The sequence below is a fragment of the Arthrobacter citreus genome, assembly GCF_038405225.1.
GTDB lineage: Bacteria > Actinomycetota > Actinomycetes > Actinomycetales > Micrococcaceae > Arthrobacter_B > Arthrobacter_B citreus_A.
Genome location: NZ_CP151657.1, coordinates 1,016,327 through 1,034,221, shown reverse-complemented (window position 1 = coordinate 1,034,221; position 17,895 = coordinate 1,016,327). Strand labels below are relative to the sequence as shown.

At 66.5% G+C, this 17,895-nt stretch carries 14 protein-coding genes; 8 read left to right on the top strand and 6 right to left on the bottom strand.

The genetic code is table 11. The features are described from left to right. Window positions 1-53 precede the first annotated feature (53 nt). Complete coding sequence (locus AAE021_RS04805; RefSeq protein ID WP_342024483.1) at window positions 54-578, top strand: flavin reductase family protein; 525 nt, start codon at window positions 54-56, stop codon at window positions 576-578. Between the two features lie 12 nt (window positions 579-590). Continuing rightward, window positions 591-1,049, top strand: coding sequence for an SRPBCC family protein (locus AAE021_RS04800; protein ID WP_342024482.1), 459 nt, complete (start codon window positions 591-593; stop codon window positions 1,047-1,049). Between the two features lie 80 nt (window positions 1,050-1,129). Here AAE021_RS04800 and aspS read toward each other — a convergent pair whose 3' ends face one another. Then, the gene (aspS, locus tag AAE021_RS04795) at window positions 1,130-2,974 is read right to left on the bottom strand and encodes an aspartate--tRNA ligase (RefSeq protein ID WP_342024481.1); all 1,845 of its coding nucleotides are present in this window, start codon (window positions 2,972-2,974) and stop codon (window positions 1,130-1,132) included. Between the two features lie 165 nt (window positions 2,975-3,139). On the opposite strand from aspS, the gene AAE021_RS04790 reads away from it, so the two are divergent. Beyond that, the gene (locus AAE021_RS04790; RefSeq protein ID WP_342024480.1) at window positions 3,140-4,417 is read left to right on the top strand and encodes an amino acid permease; all 1,278 of its coding nucleotides are present in this window, start codon (window positions 3,140-3,142) and stop codon (window positions 4,415-4,417) included. On the opposite strand, the gene AAE021_RS04785 is transcribed toward AAE021_RS04790, so the two are convergent. After that, window positions 4,414-5,436: an adenosine deaminase gene (locus AAE021_RS04785; RefSeq protein WP_342024479.1), complete on the bottom strand. Its 1,023-nt coding sequence runs from the start codon at window positions 5,434-5,436 to the stop codon at window positions 4,414-4,416. The two genes, AAE021_RS04790 and AAE021_RS04785, sit on opposite strands and share 4 nt — an antisense overlap. A gap of 133 nt (window positions 5,437-5,569) precedes the next feature. Here AAE021_RS04785 and AAE021_RS04780 point away from each other — a divergent pair, with 133 nt between their 5' ends. Then, complete coding sequence (locus tag AAE021_RS04780; RefSeq protein WP_342024478.1) at window positions 5,570-6,955, top strand: sensor histidine kinase; 1,386 nt, start codon at window positions 5,570-5,572, stop codon at window positions 6,953-6,955. Between the two features lie 77 nt (window positions 6,956-7,032). Further along, entirely contained in the window at window positions 7,033-7,680 is a 648-nt protein-coding gene (locus AAE021_RS04775) for a response regulator transcription factor (RefSeq protein WP_342025316.1), read from the top strand. Here AAE021_RS04775 and hisS read toward each other — a convergent pair. Further along, window positions 7,649-9,007 (bottom strand): histidine--tRNA ligase, encoded by a 1,359-nt coding sequence (gene hisS, locus AAE021_RS04770; RefSeq protein WP_342024477.1) that lies wholly within the window; start codon window positions 9,005-9,007, stop codon window positions 7,649-7,651. The two genes, AAE021_RS04775 and hisS, sit on opposite strands and share 32 nt — an antisense overlap. A gap of 253 nt (window positions 9,008-9,260) precedes the next feature. On the opposite strand from hisS, the gene AAE021_RS04765 reads away from it, so the two are divergent. The 3 genes from AAE021_RS04765 (at window position 9,261) to AAE021_RS04755 (ending at window position 12,367) form a co-directional block, all read left to right on the top strand. Next, complete coding sequence (locus AAE021_RS04765) at window positions 9,261-10,091, top strand: peptidylprolyl isomerase (RefSeq protein WP_342024476.1); 831 nt, start codon at window positions 9,261-9,263, stop codon at window positions 10,089-10,091. 52 nt (window positions 10,092-10,143) lie between these two features. Beyond that, window positions 10,144-11,598, top strand: coding sequence for a DUF349 domain-containing protein (locus AAE021_RS04760; RefSeq protein ID WP_342024475.1), 1,455 nt, complete (start codon window positions 10,144-10,146; stop codon window positions 11,596-11,598). Window positions 11,599-11,686: 88 nt separating this feature from the next. Further along, on the top strand, window positions 11,687-12,367 hold the full coding sequence (locus tag AAE021_RS04755) for a hypothetical protein (protein ID WP_342024474.1): 681 nt from the start codon (window positions 11,687-11,689) through the stop codon (window positions 12,365-12,367). Here the strand turns inward: AAE021_RS04755 and AAE021_RS04750 are convergent. The 3 genes from AAE021_RS04750 to secD all read right to left on the bottom strand — a co-directional run bounded on the left by AAE021_RS04750 (window position 12,352) and on the right by secD (window position 17,809). Then, window positions 12,352-14,856, bottom strand: coding sequence for a bifunctional (p)ppGpp synthetase/guanosine-3',5'-bis(diphosphate) 3'-pyrophosphohydrolase (locus tag AAE021_RS04750; protein ID WP_342024473.1), 2,505 nt, complete (start codon window positions 14,854-14,856; stop codon window positions 12,352-12,354). The genes AAE021_RS04755 and AAE021_RS04750 overlap by 16 nt on opposite strands. A gap of 182 nt (window positions 14,857-15,038) precedes the next feature. Next, window positions 15,039-16,091, bottom strand: coding sequence for a protein translocase subunit SecF (gene secF / locus AAE021_RS04745; RefSeq protein WP_425362449.1), 1,053 nt, complete (start codon window positions 16,089-16,091; stop codon window positions 15,039-15,041). Window positions 16,092-16,093: 2 nt separating this feature from the next. Beyond that, window positions 16,094-17,809 (bottom strand): protein translocase subunit SecD, encoded by a 1,716-nt coding sequence (gene secD, locus AAE021_RS04740; protein WP_342024472.1) that lies wholly within the window; start codon window positions 17,807-17,809, stop codon window positions 16,094-16,096. Window positions 17,810-17,895 lie beyond the last annotated feature (86 nt).

Genomic DNA, 17,895 nt, shown 5'->3' with positions numbered 1-17,895 from the left:
GCATGACCCCAGGGTTTACCGACACTGCGCTTCAAGGCAGAGGATTCTTCACCATGTCTCTTGTTTCAGCCATGTCTCTCGTTACTGACCTTCAGCCGGCAGCCCTGCGCCGCGCCTATTCACGTTTTCCCTCGGGAATTGCCGCGCTTTGTGCTGTGGTCAACGGAGAGCCGCAGGGAATTGTTGCCTCGTCCTTTACGGTGGGGGTTTCCATGGACCCGCCGCTGGTGATGTTCGCAGTGCAGAACACGTCCCGCACCTGGCCGGTGCTCCGGCCGGCGTCCCGCATTGGCGTATCCATCCTGGGCTCCGAACATGAGGGAATCTGCAAGCAGATCGCTTCCAAGACCGGCGACCGTTTTGCCGGATTGAATCTGCACACCGACGCGTCCGGCGCGCTGTTCCTGGACCGTGCCGCACTGTGGCTCGAATGCTCGGTGGAGAACGAGGTGCCCGCCGGTGACCACGCCGTGGTGCTGCTCCGCGTGCACGGCCATGCATCGCATGACGACGCCCATGAACCGCTGGTCTTCCACGGTTCGGCGTTCCGGCACCTCAGCGTTCCCGAGTTCGCCTGACATACTCTCGGCATGACGGTCTCCTTTCGCTGCACCACCGAAACTCCCCTGCCGCTAGCTCAGCTGTTTGACCGTGCCCGCAGCATTGACGCCCACACGGAGTCGATGGCTGCCTCCCGCGAACAAGCCGTTGGGGGTGTGACCTCAGGCCTAATCGAAGCGAGGGAAGAGGTGACGTGGCGGGCGTGGCACTTTGGCCTTCCGCTGCGCATGACCAGCAGGATCACGCGGATGGACCCGCCGTATTCCTTTGTGGACGAGCAGGTTAGGGGGCCGTTCAAGCACTTCCGGCACGTCCATGAGTTCAGTCATCATGACGGCGTCACCACCATGGTGGATGACATCCGGTTTGCCGCGCCCTGCGGCCCGCTGGGACGCCTGGTGGAGAAGCTTGTGCTGGCCAAATATCTGCGAAATCTCATCGAAACCCGGAACCGGCACCTCACCGGGGATTCGCACAGCACCGCCTGACCTCCGCCCGCAGAACGGCAAAAGGCCCGGCTGCTGCGCGCAACCGGGCCCTTCCATCACCAGAACTGGCTACAGACGCATCAGGCGTCCTTGACCGTGTCCTTCTTGGCGCCGTCGTTCTTGGAATCTTCCGCCGCGCCGTCCGCCTTCTTGGCTTCGGGCTTCTTGGCCTCGGGACGGAAGTCCACGCCGGCTTCCTTGCGCTGCTGGGCAGTGATCGGAGCCGGAGCAGCCGTCAGCGGGTCATAACCGTTGCCGGTCTTCGGGAAGGCAATGACGTCGCGGATGGACTCGGTGCCGGCCAGCAGGGCCACCACGCGGTCCCAGCCGAAGGCGATGCCGCCGTGCGGCGGAGCGCCGTACTTGAAGCCCTCGAGCAGGAAGCCGAACTTCTCCTGCGCGTCCTCCTGGGAGAGGCCCATGACCTTGAAGACACGTTCCTGCACGTCACGCTGGTGGATACGGATCGAGCCGCCGCCAATTTCGTTGCCGTTGCAGACAATGTCGTAGGCGTAGGCCAGGGCGGAGCCCGGGTCGGTGTCGAACGTGTCCATGAATTCAGGCTTGGGCGACGTGAAGGCGTGGTGGACAGCGGTCCACGCGCCGCCGCCCACGGCAACGTCACCGGCGGCAACGGCCTCGGAGGCCGGCTCGAACATGGGTGCGTCGACAACCCAGACAAAGGCCCAGTCGTTCGGGTCGATCAGGCCGGTGCGGTGGCCGATCTCGACCCGTGCTGCGCCGAGCAGGGCACGTGCCGTGGTGGTTTCACCGGCGGCGAAGAAGATGCAGTCGCCGGGCTTGGCGCCCACCTTGCCGGCGAGGTTCTCCCGCTCGAAGTCGGTGAGGTTCTTGGCCACGGGACCGGTCAAGGTGCCGTCTTCCTGGACCAGCACATAGGCCAGGCCGCGGGCGCCGCGCTGCTTGGCCCATTCCTGCCAGGCGTCCAGGGTGCGGCGGGGCTGCGAGGCTCCGCCGGGCATGACAACGGCGCCCACGTAGGGTGCCTGGAAGACGCGGAACGTCGTGTCCTTGAAGAAGTCGGTCAGCTCAGTCAGTTCCAGGCCGAACCGCAGGTCCGGCTTGTCCGAACCAAAGCGGGCCATCGCGTCGGCGTACGTCATCCGCTGGATCGGCGTCGGGATTTCGACGTCGATCAGCTTCCACAGCGCCTTCACCACGGACTCGCCGAGCGCAATGATGTCGTCTTCCTCGACAAAGCTGGCTTCGATGTCCAGCTGCGTGAATTCCGGCTGGCGGTCCGCGCGGAAGTCCTCATCGCGGTAGCAGCGGGCAATCTGGTAGTACTTTTCGAAGCCGCCCACCTGCAGCAGCTGCTTGAACAGCTGCGGGGACTGCGGCAGCGCGTACCAGGAACCCGGCGCAAGACGTGCGGGCACCACGAAGTCACGGGCACCCTCAGGGGTGGAACGGGTCAGCGTGGGGGTTTCGATCTCCACGAAGCCCTCGTCATGGAGAAGGTTGCGAGCAATGCGGTTGGCCTCGGAGCGCAGGCGCATGTTGCGGGACGGGGCCGGGCGGCGCAGGTCGAGGTAGCGGTGCTTCAGACGGGCTTCCTCGCCCACTTCAACGTGCTCGTCAATCTGGAACGGCAGCGGGTCGGAAGTGTTCAGGACAACAACCTTGTCCGCGATGACTTCCACCTCACCGGTGGCCAGCGAGGGGTTTTCGTTGCCCTCGGGGCGCTTCTGCACGGTGCCGGTGATCTGCAGGACGTATTCGTTGCGCAGGCTGTGGAAGACGTCCTCTTCGCGAACGACGACCTGCGCAAATCCGGAGGCGTCACGGAGGTCCAGGAACGCAACCCCTCCGTGGTCCCGGCGTCGGGCCACCCAGCCAGCGAGAGTGACGGTCTGTCCAATATGCTCGGCCCTCAGGGAACCAAGGGCATGAGTGCGCAGCACAGCAGTCCTTTCAAGATTGCTTGCGGAAAACACTGTTCCCGCTCATTGTGAATACAAGGTCTCTTCATGAGTTTACCGGTGTTCGCATCCTTTCCCAGCCAAGGGCACTGCCGCGCAGCCACCTGCCGCCAAGCCGCCGCCCCGCCCGACCGATCGGAGGGACACGTGTCCGGGAGCTCCGCAGGGAATCAGCCGCTCGGCGGTTTCGACGCGGTTACCGTGGGAGTTGGCTGCATGGTGGGGGGCGGCATCTTCGTCGTGCTGCCGCCGGTTGCGCAGGCCGCCGGCTTTGCCCTCCCCGCGGCGCTGGCCCTGGCGGCGCTGGTGGCCTACTGCTCGGCGGCATCCACGTTTCTGCTCAGCGCCGGCCTGCGGAACGCCGGCCACCCCAATGAAGGCGGCACCACGCGCTCGGCGGCACGGGTCATGCTGGGACCGTACATGGGGTTTTTCGCCGGCTGGACGCTGCTGTGTGCGCTGGTGCCCGCCGCTGCCGTCCTGGCCCTGGCCTTTGGCCTCTACACGGTGCCCGACGTTGCACGCCCGGCGGCGGTGGGTGTGGCGGCGGCGGCCACTGCCCTGAACCTCTTTGGCCTGCAGCGCGGCGCTTGGGTTATTCGTTTCGTCCTGGCGTTCGTGATCGGCGTGCTGGGATTCGGGGTGGTGGTGGCCTTCAACGAGGCCGGCGGGCAGCCGCCGCAGCCCGGGGTCCTTGAGGATGCGACGCCGACGGCGGGACTGCTGCAGGGTGCGGGGTTCGCTTACTTCGCCTTTGCCGGGTATGCCCGGCTTGCGGCCATGGGCTTCCGGGTCCGGGATGCTGACCGGCTGATTCCCCGGGTGCTTCCCGCGGCGGTGCTGGTGACCCTGGGCCTGTACATCCTGGTGGGGCAGTCGCTGCTGGCCTGGTTCGCTGATCCCGGGGCGCTGGCGCTGTCAGCCGCGCCGCTCCGCGAACCCGTGGCCGCCGTGGGGCTGGGTGTTGGGACCGGCGCGGTGGCGGTGGCCGCCGGGGCTGCGGCGCTCTCGGGGGCGTGGGTGCTGGTTGAAGGAGCCGGACGGACAGCCGAAGCCATGGCGGGCGACGGAGACCTTCCCCGGATCTTCGGCGGAACCCCAGGGGGTTCCCGGCGCGCGCCGTGGCCGGCCACAGCCGCGGCAGGCGCCGTCGTCGTCGTCCTGGTGCTGACCGCCAGCCTGACGATGCTGCTGGGGCTGGCATGCTTTGCGCTGCTGGTGCACGCGGCCATCACCAATCTGTGCGCTTATGCCCTGGACCAGCGCCGCTGGTACACGCCGCGGGCGGTGAACCTGGCCGGGCTGGCCGGGGCGCTGGTGACGGCGCTGAGCCTGCCGCCGGCCGCCATCCTGCTCATGCTGATAGTGCTGGCGTTCGGACTCGTCGTGCGGCTCACGGTGCGCCGCAGCCGGACGGAAACCTAGGAACCGGCCTGCTGCGCGGTCCGCCAGGTGCTGATCATCTCCAGCAGCTCCGCACGGCGGGCCGGCGTGGCGAACGATGCTTCCACCGAATTGACCGCCAATTCCTGCAGCTGGTCCACGCTGAGGTCAAAAGTGGCCTGCAGCAGCCGGAAGTTGTCGTCCACGTAGCCGCCGAAGTACGCGGGGTCATCCGAATTCACGGACACATTCAGTCCACGGGCCAGCATCTGGGGCAGCGGATGGTCGGCCAGGGTGTCCACCGAACGCAGCCGCACGTTGGACAGCGGGCAAATGGTCAGGGGAATCCGGTCCCGCACCAGCCGGTCCACGAGCCCGGAGTCGTCCAGGCAGCGGACGCCGTGGTCGATCCGGTCCACCAGCAGCAGGTCCAGGGCCTGCTCGATGTAGTGTGACGGTCCTTCTTCTCCGGCGTGGGCGACGCATTTCAGGCCGGCTTCCCGGGCCATGCGGTACAGCTCGATGAAGCCCTCCGGCGGGTTTCCCAGCTCCGCCGAATCCAGGCCGATTCCGACGATGGGCGCGTTCAGCGCCAGCAGCTGCCGCAGGACATCTTCGGCTTCCTCCACCGGGCGGTCCCGCAGGAATGCGGCGATCAGTTCCGAGGAAACACCGAATTCCTCCAGGCTGTCCGCGAGTACGCCGGCCACTCCATTGATGCAGGTTTGAAGGGGAATGCCCCGGAGCATGTGCGCCTGCGGGTCAACCATCATCTCCACGTGCCGGACACCGGCCGCTGCTGCCCTGCGCAGGTAGGAACGGGTCATGTCGGCGAAGTCGGCTTCGGTGCGCAGCACCTCCATGTTGGCGTAGTACAGGTCCAGGAAGGACTGGAGGTCCGTGAACTCGTACCGCGCCCGCAGCTCCGCGAGATCCGCATACGGCAGGGTGATGCCGTTGCGGGCGGCCAGCTCAAAGATGAGCTCCGGTTCCAGGGTTCCTTCAATATGCAGGTGGAGTTCGGCGCAGGGCAGCAGAGCGGGGGCGGGGGAAATCGACATGCTTTTAAGCCTAGAGGATCATCATGGGGACTTCTGCGTGGCCAAAAACACGGGCGGGACGAGGGATCATCCTTTGGGAGGACCGGGGGCCGGCGGCGGTGCAGCTGCCCGGAACGGTCGCTACGCTGGGTTCATGCTGCCTCCGCCCACGCCCGCCACCGCTGAAGGGCCGGAGGAAGGCCCTGTGGCAACTGCGGACGCGGGGCCGGCTGCCCTTGATTCCTGGGGCAGCGGCATCTGGCCCACCGGTGTTGCCACGGCCGCGGGCTATTTCGCGGCGGGACTCGTGCTCAAGGCAGCCGGAGTGAACTCCGCCGATCTGTTTCCACCCCTGGTGGAAGCGCCCGGCCCGCTCTGGGTTGTCATCCTGCTGGTCGGCTGCGCCGGAACCCTGTTCCGGCGCAGCCACGTGCCCCTCATGCTCGCCGTCACCGGCACCGCGATTATTGCGGGCATGCTGACCGGCGGAGGACTGATCAACTATCTGCTGATCTTCGAATTCTTCTACTCGGGGATCCTCTTCGGGTCTCTGCGCCTCAGCCGCGCACTGGAGAAGGCGTGCCTGGCCACGGCCGCCTTCCTGGTGGCCGGAACCATCGCGGTGCACCGCGACTGGGCCTTCGTCCTGTTCGGTTCTCTCCAGGCAACCGTCACGTGCCTCATCCCGCTGTGGTGGGCCGGGACCCTGCGCCGGCAGGCCGACCTCGCCGAGCAGGAAAGGATCCGGGCGGACACCGAACGACTGAACGCGGAACGCGCGGCGGAAATGGCCGAGTTGTTCCTGCAGGTGGCGCTGGCGTCAGAACGCGCGGCGATGGCCCGTGATCTCCACGACGCAATCGCGTCCCGGCTCTCCGCCGTCGCGCTCCAGTCAGCCGCCGCGCTGGCAGCAGCGGACCGGGAGCTGGACCGGCAGGTGCTGGCACAGGTGCGCAGCGAAAGCGTGCACGCGCTGCAGGAGATGCGCGCCATGATCGATCTCCTGGAATCCCGCGGCAGCGGTCCTGACGGCGCCGGGGCCGCCGCCGGCCCGGCCGCGCCCGGTTCCGCTGCACCCGGTTCCGCTGCACCCGGTTCCACTGCACGGATGCCGATGGCAGGCGGATTGGACCAGCTGCAGGCATTGGCCGAGTCGGCACGGCTTGCGGGCAGTCCGGTGACCCTGACAGCCGACGCCGAACCTGACCTTCCGGTCCTGGTGCAGAGCAGCATCTTCCGGATTGTGCAGGAGTCGCTGACCAATGCCGTCCGGCACGCGCCCGGGGAACCCGTGCAGGTAAAGCTGGCGCAAACGGCCAGCGAAGTACTGCTGAGCATCAGCAACAGCCTGCCGGTCCGGACGCACGACGGCGATGCGGACACCTCCGCAGAAAGTGCGGACAGGACGGGCAACGGCTCCGGTCTGCGGAACATGGCACTGCGGACCGCACAGCTTTCGGGAACTTTTTCCGCCGGCCGGACCGCAGGCGGAAATACGTGGCAGGTGCAGGTGCGCCTGCCCGCGGAAGGATCCCAGTGAATTCGACATCCCGTCCAGGCGCTCCGCTGCGGGTCCTCCTCGCAGATGACCACGCGGCCATCCGCAGCGGACTGCGCATGATCCTGGAAACGGTGGGCGGCTTCGAGATTGTGGGAGAAGCCGCCGACGGCGGCACCGCCGTGTCGATGGCCCGCGCGCTGCGTCCGGACGTGACGCTCATGGACATCCGGATGCCCGGAACCGACGGGATCGCCGCCACCACGCAGATCGTCGGCGGGGAGCTGTCAGCGGTGCTGGTCCTCACCACCTTCGACCTCGACGACTATGTGTTCGGCGCCCTGCGGGCCGGCGCCGCCGGCTTCCTGCTCAAATCGGTGGAACCGGCCGAGCTGGTGCGGGCGGTGCGCTCGGTTGCCAACGGAGACAGCGTCCTGTCCCCCGAAGTGACGGGAACGCTCATCACGGCCTTCATCAACGGCGCGCAGCCCGGGAACCCGAAGGCGCCCGGCCCGCCCACCCCGCTCAACCCGCCGGCGGAGCCGCTGACCACCCGTGAAGAGGCGGTTTTGGCGTGCCTGGGCGAGGGGCTGTCCAACCAGCGGATTGCCCGCCGCCTGGGCATCGCGGAGACCACCGTCAAGACCCACGTCTCGCGGGTGCTGGCGAAGCTGGGCGTACAGTCACGGGTCCAGGCGGCCATCGCCTTCCGTGAATATGAGGCCCGCGGGCGGCTTACAACGCCGGAGCTGCCTCCACCCGGGTGACCTGCGCGAGGAGGTCTTCAGCCGGCGGGGTCCACGTCTGCGGATCGGCCGGAACCTGGTCCCCGGAGCGGATGTCCTTCACTTCATGGCTGCCGTCTTCACCGGTGAACCAAACGAAAGGAATGCCGCGGCGGTCCGCATATTTGATCTGCTTGCCGAACTTCTCCGCCTTCGCGGCAACTTCCACGGAAATCCCCCGGCCCCGCAGTTCTGCAGCGATGTCCTGCGCCGCGGACCAGGAATCATCAGTGGCCAGGGTTACCAGGACGGCCGTGGGCACGCTGCGGCTGGCCTCGGCGAAGTTCTGGCTCAGGATGCGCATCACCAGCCGGGTCACGCCGATGGAGAGCCCGACGCCGGGGAAGGTCCGGCTGCCCTTGGAGGCCAGGGAATCGTAGCGTCCGCCGGAGCAGATGGACCCGAGCGATTCGTGGCCCACCAGCACCGTTTCATACACGGTTCCCGTGTAATAGTCCAGGCCGCGGGCAATGCTCAGGTCAGCCACCACGCGGCCCGGCGCACGCTTGACCGCTTCGGCGATGACCTGGGACAACTCGTCCAGGCCTTCCTCGAGCAGCTCGTTGGTCACGCCCAGCGCGCGGACCTGCTCCACGAAGGACATGTCTTCGGTGCGGATGGAGGCCAGCTTCAGGGCGGCGTCGGTCTGTTCGGCAGTGGCGCCAAGTTCTTCCTGCAGCAGCTCAGCCACGCGTGCCGCACCGATCTTTTCCAGCTTGTCGATGCTGCGCAGCACACCGGCGGTGTCCTCCAGCCCGATCCCGCGGTAGAAGCCCTCGGCGAGCTTGCGGTTGTTGACCCGGATCTTGAAGTCCGGAATGGGCAGCGCGCCCAGCGCCTCGGCAATGACCAGCGCCAGCTCGACGTCGTACCGGAACGGCAGGTCGCCGTCGCCCACAACATCGATGTCCGCCTGCGTGAACTCGCGGGCCCGGCCTTCCTGCGGACGCTCGCCGCGCCATACCTTCTGGATCTGGTACCTGCGGAACGGGAAGGCCAGGTGTCCGGCGTTCTCCACGACATACCGGGCAAAGGGAACGGTGAGGTCAAAGTGCAGCGCCAGCTGGTTCGGATCCTCCTTGGCTGAGCCTTCCCCTTCTTCGGCCTGCAGCCGGCTCAGTGCGTAGACTTCCTTGTCGATTTCGCCCTTGCGCAGAAGCTGTCCCACGGTTTCCACGGCACGCGTTTCAATGTTCGTGAAGCCGTGCAGTTCAAACGTGCGCCGCAGGACGTCCAGGACATGGAGTTCGACCAGGCGCTCCTGCGGCAGCCATTCAGGGAAACCGGACAGTGAGGCCTTGCGTGCCATGCGGGCGAGCTCCTTCTACGGATGTGGGCGGCCTGCTGCAGGGAAATCGCCTGCCGGCGTGCCTAAACTAAGTGCGGCACTCATTTTAGGTCTTCCGCGTTCGCCTTGGCGAACCGGACGCACGGCCGCACTGTGCCGCTGTGCCGGCGCCGCCGGCTTGTTGACCCATGACCGTATGGTCCGACAGCCGCGTCCGGCAACCGGTCCCACTATCCGTATATCTAACAGTCCGTATGTTCCGACAGGAGAACCCGTGGCCGCTACCCGCCAAGACCGCGAAACCCGCCGGCGCATTGCCCGGATCAAAGCCAGGCGCGGCCTGGCTCAGGACCAGGCCAAGCGCCGGTCCCGGGACAACCTCTTCGCCGGGGCTGCGGCCGCCCTGGTCCTGGCCCTGGCGGTGGCACTCCAAGTGGTTTGGTTTTCCTCCAATCCAACCCCGGAGGAAACCCGGCTTATCGAGCGGCAGGCGGCTGCGGCGGACTCCCCCACTTCTTCCCCCACAGCTTCCCCCACCGCTTCCCCCACGGCCAGCCCCACCGAAAGCGCAGCACCCATCCCGGACAAATCGCTCGCCGCCGGCCGGGTCTTTACCGGAACACTGGCCACCAGCGCCGGGGACCTCGGCGTCGAGCTGGACGGCACTGTTGCCCCGCAGGCGGTGGCTGTATTCACGTCGCTGGCCGAATCGGGATTTTTTGCCGGCAAGACCTGCCACCGCCTGACCACCGCCGAGACCATGGGTGTCCTGCAGTGCGGCTCGGAAAACGGTGACGGTGCCGGCAATCCCGACTACCAGTGGGGGCCGGTGGAGAACTCTCCGGCCGACGGCGTGTACCCGGCGGGGTCCATTGCGGTGGCCCGCGCTGCCACCACGGACAGCAACGGCACGCAGTTCTTCCTCGTTTACAAGGACTCGATTATTCCGCAGGATACGGGCGGTTACACGATCATGGGTAAGCTAACCTCAGGGCTGGATGTTCTGGAATCGGTCGCCGCGCAGGGAGCTGTGAAAAACGGCGCAGAAACCACGGACGGCCAGCCGAAAACCCCGGTGACGATAGACTCGTTTACCCTGAAGTAAATGGCAGCGCGGGCTCGCACACTGCCAAACCTCGAGTGAAAGACTTTTAGCGGTGACAGACAGTCAGAAATCCGACGAAACAGTTTCCAGGCCCGTCCCGGAGGCTTCCGACACCCCACGGCCCGCAGCGCCCAGCCCGGCGGCCTTTGCCGCCCGGCATCCGGCGCCTGCAGCACCCGCCGCACCTGCAGCCGGCAGCCCGGCTCCGGCCGCACCCAAGCCGGTTATTGCGGCTCCCCCGGTGCGTTCCACACCCCTCGAGGAAGCTGCCCGCTTTGCCCGCGTGGAGGAGGACGGCCACGTCTTCCTGATCGTCAACGGCGAAGAGTTCCCGGTGGGCCAGTACCCGGATGCAAGCCGCGAGGACGCCCTGGCCTATTTCGTGCGCAAGTACGACGACGTCGCCAGCCAGCTTGCGCTGCTGGAGGCCCGGGTGCAGGCCAAGGCTCCCACCACCGACATGCTCAAGACCCTGAAGCACCTTGGCGAGCAGGTGGCCGAACGCAAGATGGTCGGCGACGTCCTGGCCCTGGATGCGCAGATCGAAACGCTGCGGACGAGCATCAAGGAAGCCGAGGCCGCGGAGCGCGCCGAAGCTGAAGCCGTCAAGGCCCGCGAGCTTGCGGCCCGGGAAGCGATCGTGGCCGAGGCCGAGGAGATCGCTGCCAAGGACCCCGCCACGATTCAGTGGAAAACCAGCAGCAACCGGATGAACGAGCTGTTCGAAGCCTGGAAGACGGCCCAGAAGAACGGCCCCCGGCTGGGCCGCGGCAACGAAGACAGCCTGTGGAAGCGGTTCCGTTCCGCACGCACCATTTTTGACCGCCACCGCCGCGCGTACTTCTCGCAGCTGGACAGCGAGAACACCGCTGCCAAGCGGGCCAAGGAAGCGCTGATCGTCCGCGCCGAGGAACTGGCAACCTCCACGGACTGGGGCAACACCGCAGCCGAGTACCGTCAGCTGATGGACGAGTGGAAGGCCTCCAAGCGCGCCAGCCGCAAGGACGACGACGCCCTCTGGGCCCGTTTCCGTGCAGCCCAGGACACTTTCTTCGCTGCCCGCCAGGCAGCCAACGAGGTGATCGACGAAGAGTTCGCCGCCAACCTGGTGGTGAAGGAAGAACTCCTGAAGGAAGCCCAGGGCATTCTTCCGGTGCGCGACCTGACCGCCGCCCGCAAGGCGCTGAACTCCATCCGCGACCGCTGGGAGGAAGCCGGCAAGGTTCCGCGTGCGGACATGGGCCGGATGGAAGCCGGCATCCGCAAGGTGGAGGAAGCCGTCAAGGCTGCCGAGGACGAGCACTGGCAGAAGAGCAATCCGGAAACCAAGGCGCGCACCAACAGCGCCCTGAGCCAGCTCGAAGCCACCATCGCCTCCCTCGAGGAGGATCTGGCCACCGCCGAGAAGGCCGGCAACGCGAAGAAGATCGCAGACGCGCGCGAGGCCCTCGAAGCACGTCAGCAGTGGCTGGAAATGCTGCAGAAATCCGCGCAGGACTTCTCCTAGCACCATCCGGAAAGGCCCTGGCCGCCCGTTTTCCACAACGGGCAGCCGGGGCCTTTCGTTTTGTCCGGGAGTCGGCAAGGGTTGGTGCATGGCGGCAACACTGTTCCCCTGTCCCGGTGCGTTGCCGGCCATTACTTCCACCGGCGGCGCTCTTTTTTCAGCGGGAGGGGATTTTTCCGCCGTTGAGCTTCAGGCCATGGCCTCCGATGGACTCCTGCAACGCGTTTATGCGGATACCTACGTCCGCTGGGACGTAACCCCGGACCCGGTGTGCCGGGCCCTGGCCGCCGCACACTGCATGACGGACCGGCTGAGGAAGCGCGCCATGCTGGGGCGCCTCACCGCCGCCTGGATCTACGGATGCGCGCCGGCACCGCAGCAACTGCAGCTTCTGATCGATCACGGCCGCCGAACCACCGCACTGGCGCCCTTCAGCGCCGCCGTCCTGCACGAGGTGCGGCTGGACCCGGAGGAGGGCATGGACATTGCCGGACTGATGGTGACCACTCCCCTGCGCACGGCCATGGACCTGGCCCGTCACGGCCCCGAAGAGCCCTCCGTCCGGGCGCTGCTGGCCATCACTGCGGACCCGGTGCTGCGCTGCCCGCTGGGCCATGTCCGCAGCCGGGTGGAAGCCGCCGTCCGGCTGCCGGGAAAAACAACGGCGCTGCACCGCCTGGACACCGCTGCGCGGCTGGCCGCGGCGGTTCCGGCCCAGCGCCAGCCGCCGGACGCGTTACGTCCCGGACCCGGTCATACGCGGCGCTGAGACCCCGTGGTCCGGTACACATCGAACACGCCGTCTATCCGGCGCACTGCGCTCAGGATGTGGTCCAGGTACTTTGGATCGCCCATTTCGAACACGAACTTGGACATGGCCACCCGGTCGCTGGAGGTGTTGACGCTGGCCGAGAGGATGTTCACGTGGTTTTCGGACAGCACGCGGGTGACGTCGGACAGCAGGCTCTTGCGGTCCAGCGCCTCCACCTGGATCTCCACCAGGAAGACCGAAGACTGCGTCGGCGCCCAGTCCACCGGCACAATGCGGTCCGGCTGGTCCCGCAGTTCCTGCACGTTGCGGCAGTCGCTGCGGTGGACTGAAACCCCGGAGCCACGGGTCACAAAGCCAATGATCGGATCCGGCGGAACCGGGGTGCAGCAGCGTGCCAGCTTGACCCATACGTCGCCCACACCGCGCACGGTGACGCCCGAGTCGGAGAACTTGGGCCGGCGTGCAGCCGTTGACACCGGTGTTTCCGCCAGGTCCTCTTCGGCCCCCTGGTGCCCGCCCATGAGCGAGACCAGGTGTTCGATCACATTCTGCGCGGAAGTGTGTCCGTCGCCCACGGCGGCGTACAGCGCCGAGATGTCCTGGTGGTGCAGTTCCTGCGCCACCGTCACGAGGGCATCGTGGGTCATCAGCCGCTGCAGGGGCAGGTTCTGCTTGCGCATGCCGCGGGTCAGCAGGTCCTTGCCCTTGTCGATGGCCTCTTCGCGGCGTTCCTTGGTGAACCACTGCCGGATCTTGTTCCGGGCGCGGGGGCTCTTGACGAAGCCCTGCCAGTCCTGGCTTGGCCCGGCGCCCTCCGCCTTCGAGGTGAAAATTTCCACCCAGTCGCCGTGCTGAAGCTCGCTGTTCAGCGGCACCAGCTTGCCGTTGACCCGCGCGCCAATGGTCCGGTGCCCCACCTCGGTGTGCACGGCGTAGGCGAAGTCCACCGGGGTTGATCCGGCGGGCAGCGCCATGACCTCACCCTTGGGAGTGAAGACAAACACTTCCCGGGCATTGATCTCGAAGCGCAGCGAATCCAGGAACTCGTCCGGATCCGAGGTCTCCTGCTGCCAGTCCACCAGGGACCGCAGCCAGCCCATGTCATTGTTTTCCGAACCGGCCGGAGTCTTGGAACCGTCCTTGTACTTCCAATGCGCGGCCACACCATATTCAGCGCGGCGGTGCATATCGTGCGTCCGGATCTGGATTTCCACCGGCTTGCCGCCGGGGCCAATCACCGTGGTGTGCAGCGACTGGTACATGTTGAACTTCGGCATGGCGATGTAGTCCTTGAACCGCCCCGGAAGGGGGTTCCACCGCGCATGCAGGGCGCCAAGCGTCGCGTAGCAGTCCCGCACGGAGTCGACGAGGACACGCACGCCCATCAGGTCATGGATGTCGTCGAAGTCTTTGCCCCGGACAATCATCTTTTGGTAGATGGAGTAGTAATGCTTGGGGCGCCCGGTAATGGTGGCCTTGATCTTCACCGCGTGCAGGTCATCGGCGATCTGCGTGCGGACGGTGGAGAGGTACTTCTCGCGTTCCGGGGTGCGGTCCCCGACCATGCGGACAATCTCGTCATAGACCTTCGGGTGCAGGGCGGCGAAGGACAGGTCCTCCAGCTCCCATTTGATGGTGTTCATGCCGAGGCGGTGGGCCAGCGGCGCGAAAATCTCCAGGGTTTCGCGGGCCTTGCGGGCTGAGGACTCCTGCGAAACGAACCGCCAGGTGCGGGCGTTGTGCAGCCGGTCCGCGAGCTTGATGACCAGGACGCGGATGTCCTTGGCCATGGCCACGACCATCTTGCGCACCGTCTCGGACTGCGCTGCATCGCCGAAGGTCACCTTGTCCAGCTTGGTGACGCCGTCCACGAGCATGGCCACTTCCGGACCGAAGTCCCGGCGCAGTTCATCCAGTGTGTAGCTGGTGTCCTCCACGGTGTCGTGCAGAAGGGCTGCCGCAAGCGTGGTTCCGGTCATGCCGAGTTCGGCAAGGATGGTGGCTACGGCCACCGGATGAGTGATGTAGGGGTCACCGCTCTTGCGCTTCTGGCCCTCATGGCTGCGCTCCGCCACGAGATACGCCCGCTGGATGAGGTCAAGGTCCTCTTTGGGGTTGTTGACCCGGACGGTGCGCAGCAGGGGTTCGAGCATGGGCGAATACCCGGGATTGCTGCGGCCCGCCAGCCGGGCAAGCCGTGCGCGCGTTGAGGTGCGCCGTGCGGGGGCTGGCCGCGCCGGCGCGCTCTTATCCCCGGGAGAACCCGCGGGTGCGGCTGCCGCCTTATCGACGGCCTGTCCGCCCTCGGGCTTGCGGGCGGTCTTGGCAGCCCGTGCCGGCCGGGGCGCAGCGGGAGCCTGCGCAGCGGGAACCGCGGCTCCGGTGGCTGCCGTGGCAGGTGTTCCCGGGGCCGTTCCTGCGCCGGCCTTATCGGCCGGTGTCGCGCTCTCGCCCACTGCTGCCCTCTCTGTGACGTTCTCGACCATTTCCACACTAACCGCGTCCGTTGTCCCACGTGGTGGCGGAGGCCCTGCGGACTGGTCTTCAGTTCAAGTCTATGCCCGGCCGGCCGCCGGTTAAACCACCGGTTCCGCAGCCCGGCGCCGCATCGGGGTATCAAACCCCGGGCGGACCGGCCTGCGGAACCGTGCGGCTCCAGCCGCTGGTGTCAGCTTCCGGCGGAAACCGCTGTTGCTCCCGAAGGAGTTTTGGCGCCGGCAGCGGCAGCGGCCTCCTTGGCTTCCTGCGCCCGGCGTTCCTTCACGCGCTTGGCCTGCCGGACAATCTCCGGCTCGTTGCGGCGCAGCCATGCGTACATCGGCGCCGCGATGAAGACCGTGGCCACGGTGCCCAGGATGATCCCGATGAACAGCGCCAGGGACAGGTCCTTCAGGGTTCCGGCGCCCAGCAGGAACGCACCGATGAACAGCACGGAGGCCACCGGCAGAACGGCGACCACCGAGGTGTTGATCGACCGGACCAGGGTTTGGTTCACCGCCAGGTTGACCTGCTCCATGAACGTGCGCTTGGTGCTCTTGTCCAGGTTCTTGGTGTTTTCGCGGACCTTGTCGAAAACCACCACCGTGTCATAGAGCGAGTAGCTGAGCACCGTCAGGAATCCGATGATGGCCGACGGCGTCACCTCGAACCCGCTGAGCGAATACAGGCCCGCGGTGGTCACCATGACCACCAGCAGGGCGGTGATCGCGGCAACGGACATCTTCCAGGTCCGGAAGTACAGGGCCATGAGCACGGCGGCCAGTGCAACAAAGACCACCAGGCCGATCAGCGCCTGCCGGCTCACGTCCTCGCCCCAGCGCGGGCCGATGAAGGTCGAGGTGACCTGCTCCGCGTCCACGCCGTAGGCCTCTGCCAGGTTGTCCTTGACCTCCAGCGTCTGGTCATCGCTGAGCTGCTCGGTCTGCACGCGCATGGTGCCGGGAGCGATGTTGATGATGCGGGCTTCGCTCGCGATCTCCCCCACCGCTTCCTCGCCCGTGCTGACGTCGGTGTTGGCGGTGCCGGACACCGTGAACTCCGAGCCGCCGCGGAAATCGATGCCGAGGTTGAAGCCGCCCTTGACCACCGGAATCAGGATCGACAGGACGACGGCGGCGGCGGCGATCAGGAACCACAGCTTGGCCTTGGGCACAAACGGGTAGGAACGCTTGCCGGTGTAAAGCTCGTTGCCGAACGTGGCAAATCTGGGCAGCTTGCTCATTCCTAGCCCTCCTTTTCGGTGCTGGGGCCGGATCCGGCCAGTGATTCCTGCTTTTCAGCCTGGCGGCGTTCGGCAATGGTCATGCGGCGCTCGGCTTCCTTCGAAGCCGCCTTGTTCTTGGCGCGCACCGGGGCGTCACCGGGTTCGCGGATGCGTCCGGCACCGCGGTACAGCGGAACGGCACCAAGACGCGTGGTGTCCAGACCGGACCACTTGTGGCCTTCACCGAAGAACTTGGTCCTCGCCAGCAGCACCATGGTGGGATGCGTGAACATGAACACCACAATGAGGTCGGCGATGGCGGTCAGGCCCAGGGTGAAGGCGAAGCCGCGCACGTTGCCCACTGCCACGAAGTAGAGCACGACGGCGGCCAGCACGTTCACTGCCTTGGAGGCCAGGACGGTGCGCTTGGCGCGCTTCCAGCCGTTGTCCACGGCTGCCACCAGGCCGCGGCCGTCGCGCAGTTCATCGCGTATTCGTTCGAAGTACACGATGAAGGAGTCGGCGGTCTGGCCGATGGCCACGATCAGGCCCGCGACGCCGGCCAGCGACAGCCGGTAGTTCTGCGACCAGCCAAGCAGGCAAATGGCCAGGTACGTCAGGATGCCGGCGACGACGAGGGAAATGATGGTGACAAAACCCAGGGCCCGGTACTGGAACAGCGAGTAGACGGCCACCAGCACCAGCCCGATCAGGCCGGCAATAACACCCATCCGCAGCTGGTCGGTGCCCAGCGTTGCCGAGACCTGCTGCTCGCTCTGGATATCGAAGCTGATCGGCAGTGCGCCGTACTTGAGCTGCTCCGATAGGGCCTTTGCGGATTCCTGGTTGAACTGGCCCGTAATGCGGGGCTGACCGTCAGTGATCACGCCCTGGACCGTGGGGGCGGAGATAACCTGTCCGTCCAGCACAATGGCGAACTGGTTGTGGGGGTCACCCTGCGGGAAGGCGAAGAGGCGCTCGGTGACCTCGCGGAAGGTCTTGGTTCCTTCGCCGTTGAACTTGATGTTGACGCCCCACTCGTTGATGGAGGCGCCCTGTCCGCTCTGGGACAGACCGAAGGTGGCATCGTCAATGTTGGTTCCGGGCACTTCGACCGGACCCAGGATGTACTTGGCGCCGGTCGTCGGCTCGCAGGCGATCATCGGCTTGTCGGCCGGTGCGGGCTCAACGGAGGCCTCAAGCGTGGCCGGGTCGGTGCAGTCCGTGCTTTCGAATTCGCGGTACAGCTCCGGGGTGATCCAGTTGTCGTCGGAGGCGTTGGTTGGCTCCGCGGTGGGAGCCGGAAGCTGCTCGTCCGGAATCGGCTGCGCCGCCGCCGCGGCAGGGCCAACTGTGATGACCGGACGGAATTCCATCGCAGCCGAGGCCTGGATCAGTTCGCGGGTTTCCGCCGACGGGACGCCCGGCAGCGAAACAACGACGTTCCGTCCGGACTGGGTGGTGATCTCGGCTTCGGACACTCCGCTGCCGTCCACGCGCTGGCGGATGATTTCCACTGCCTGGTTCAGCTGTTCCTGAGTGATCTCAGCGCCGCCCTGCACCTGCGGGGCGAGGATCATTTCTGTTCCGCCCTCAAGGTCCAGGGCGAGTTTTGGGGTCCAGCTGGCGTTGCTCCACATGGAACCGCCGCCGAGCAGAAGGGCCAGTGCAGCAAAAATGACGCCCAACCAGAGGAGCGTCTTTTTTGCGGCCGAGCCGGGGCCGGTACGAGGCATAGAGGGTAGTCCTTACAGGGGTGAGACACCGGAGGCGTGGTCGACCCCGGCCAGCCTGCGGAGAGTCATCCTCCGCAGGCCCGTGG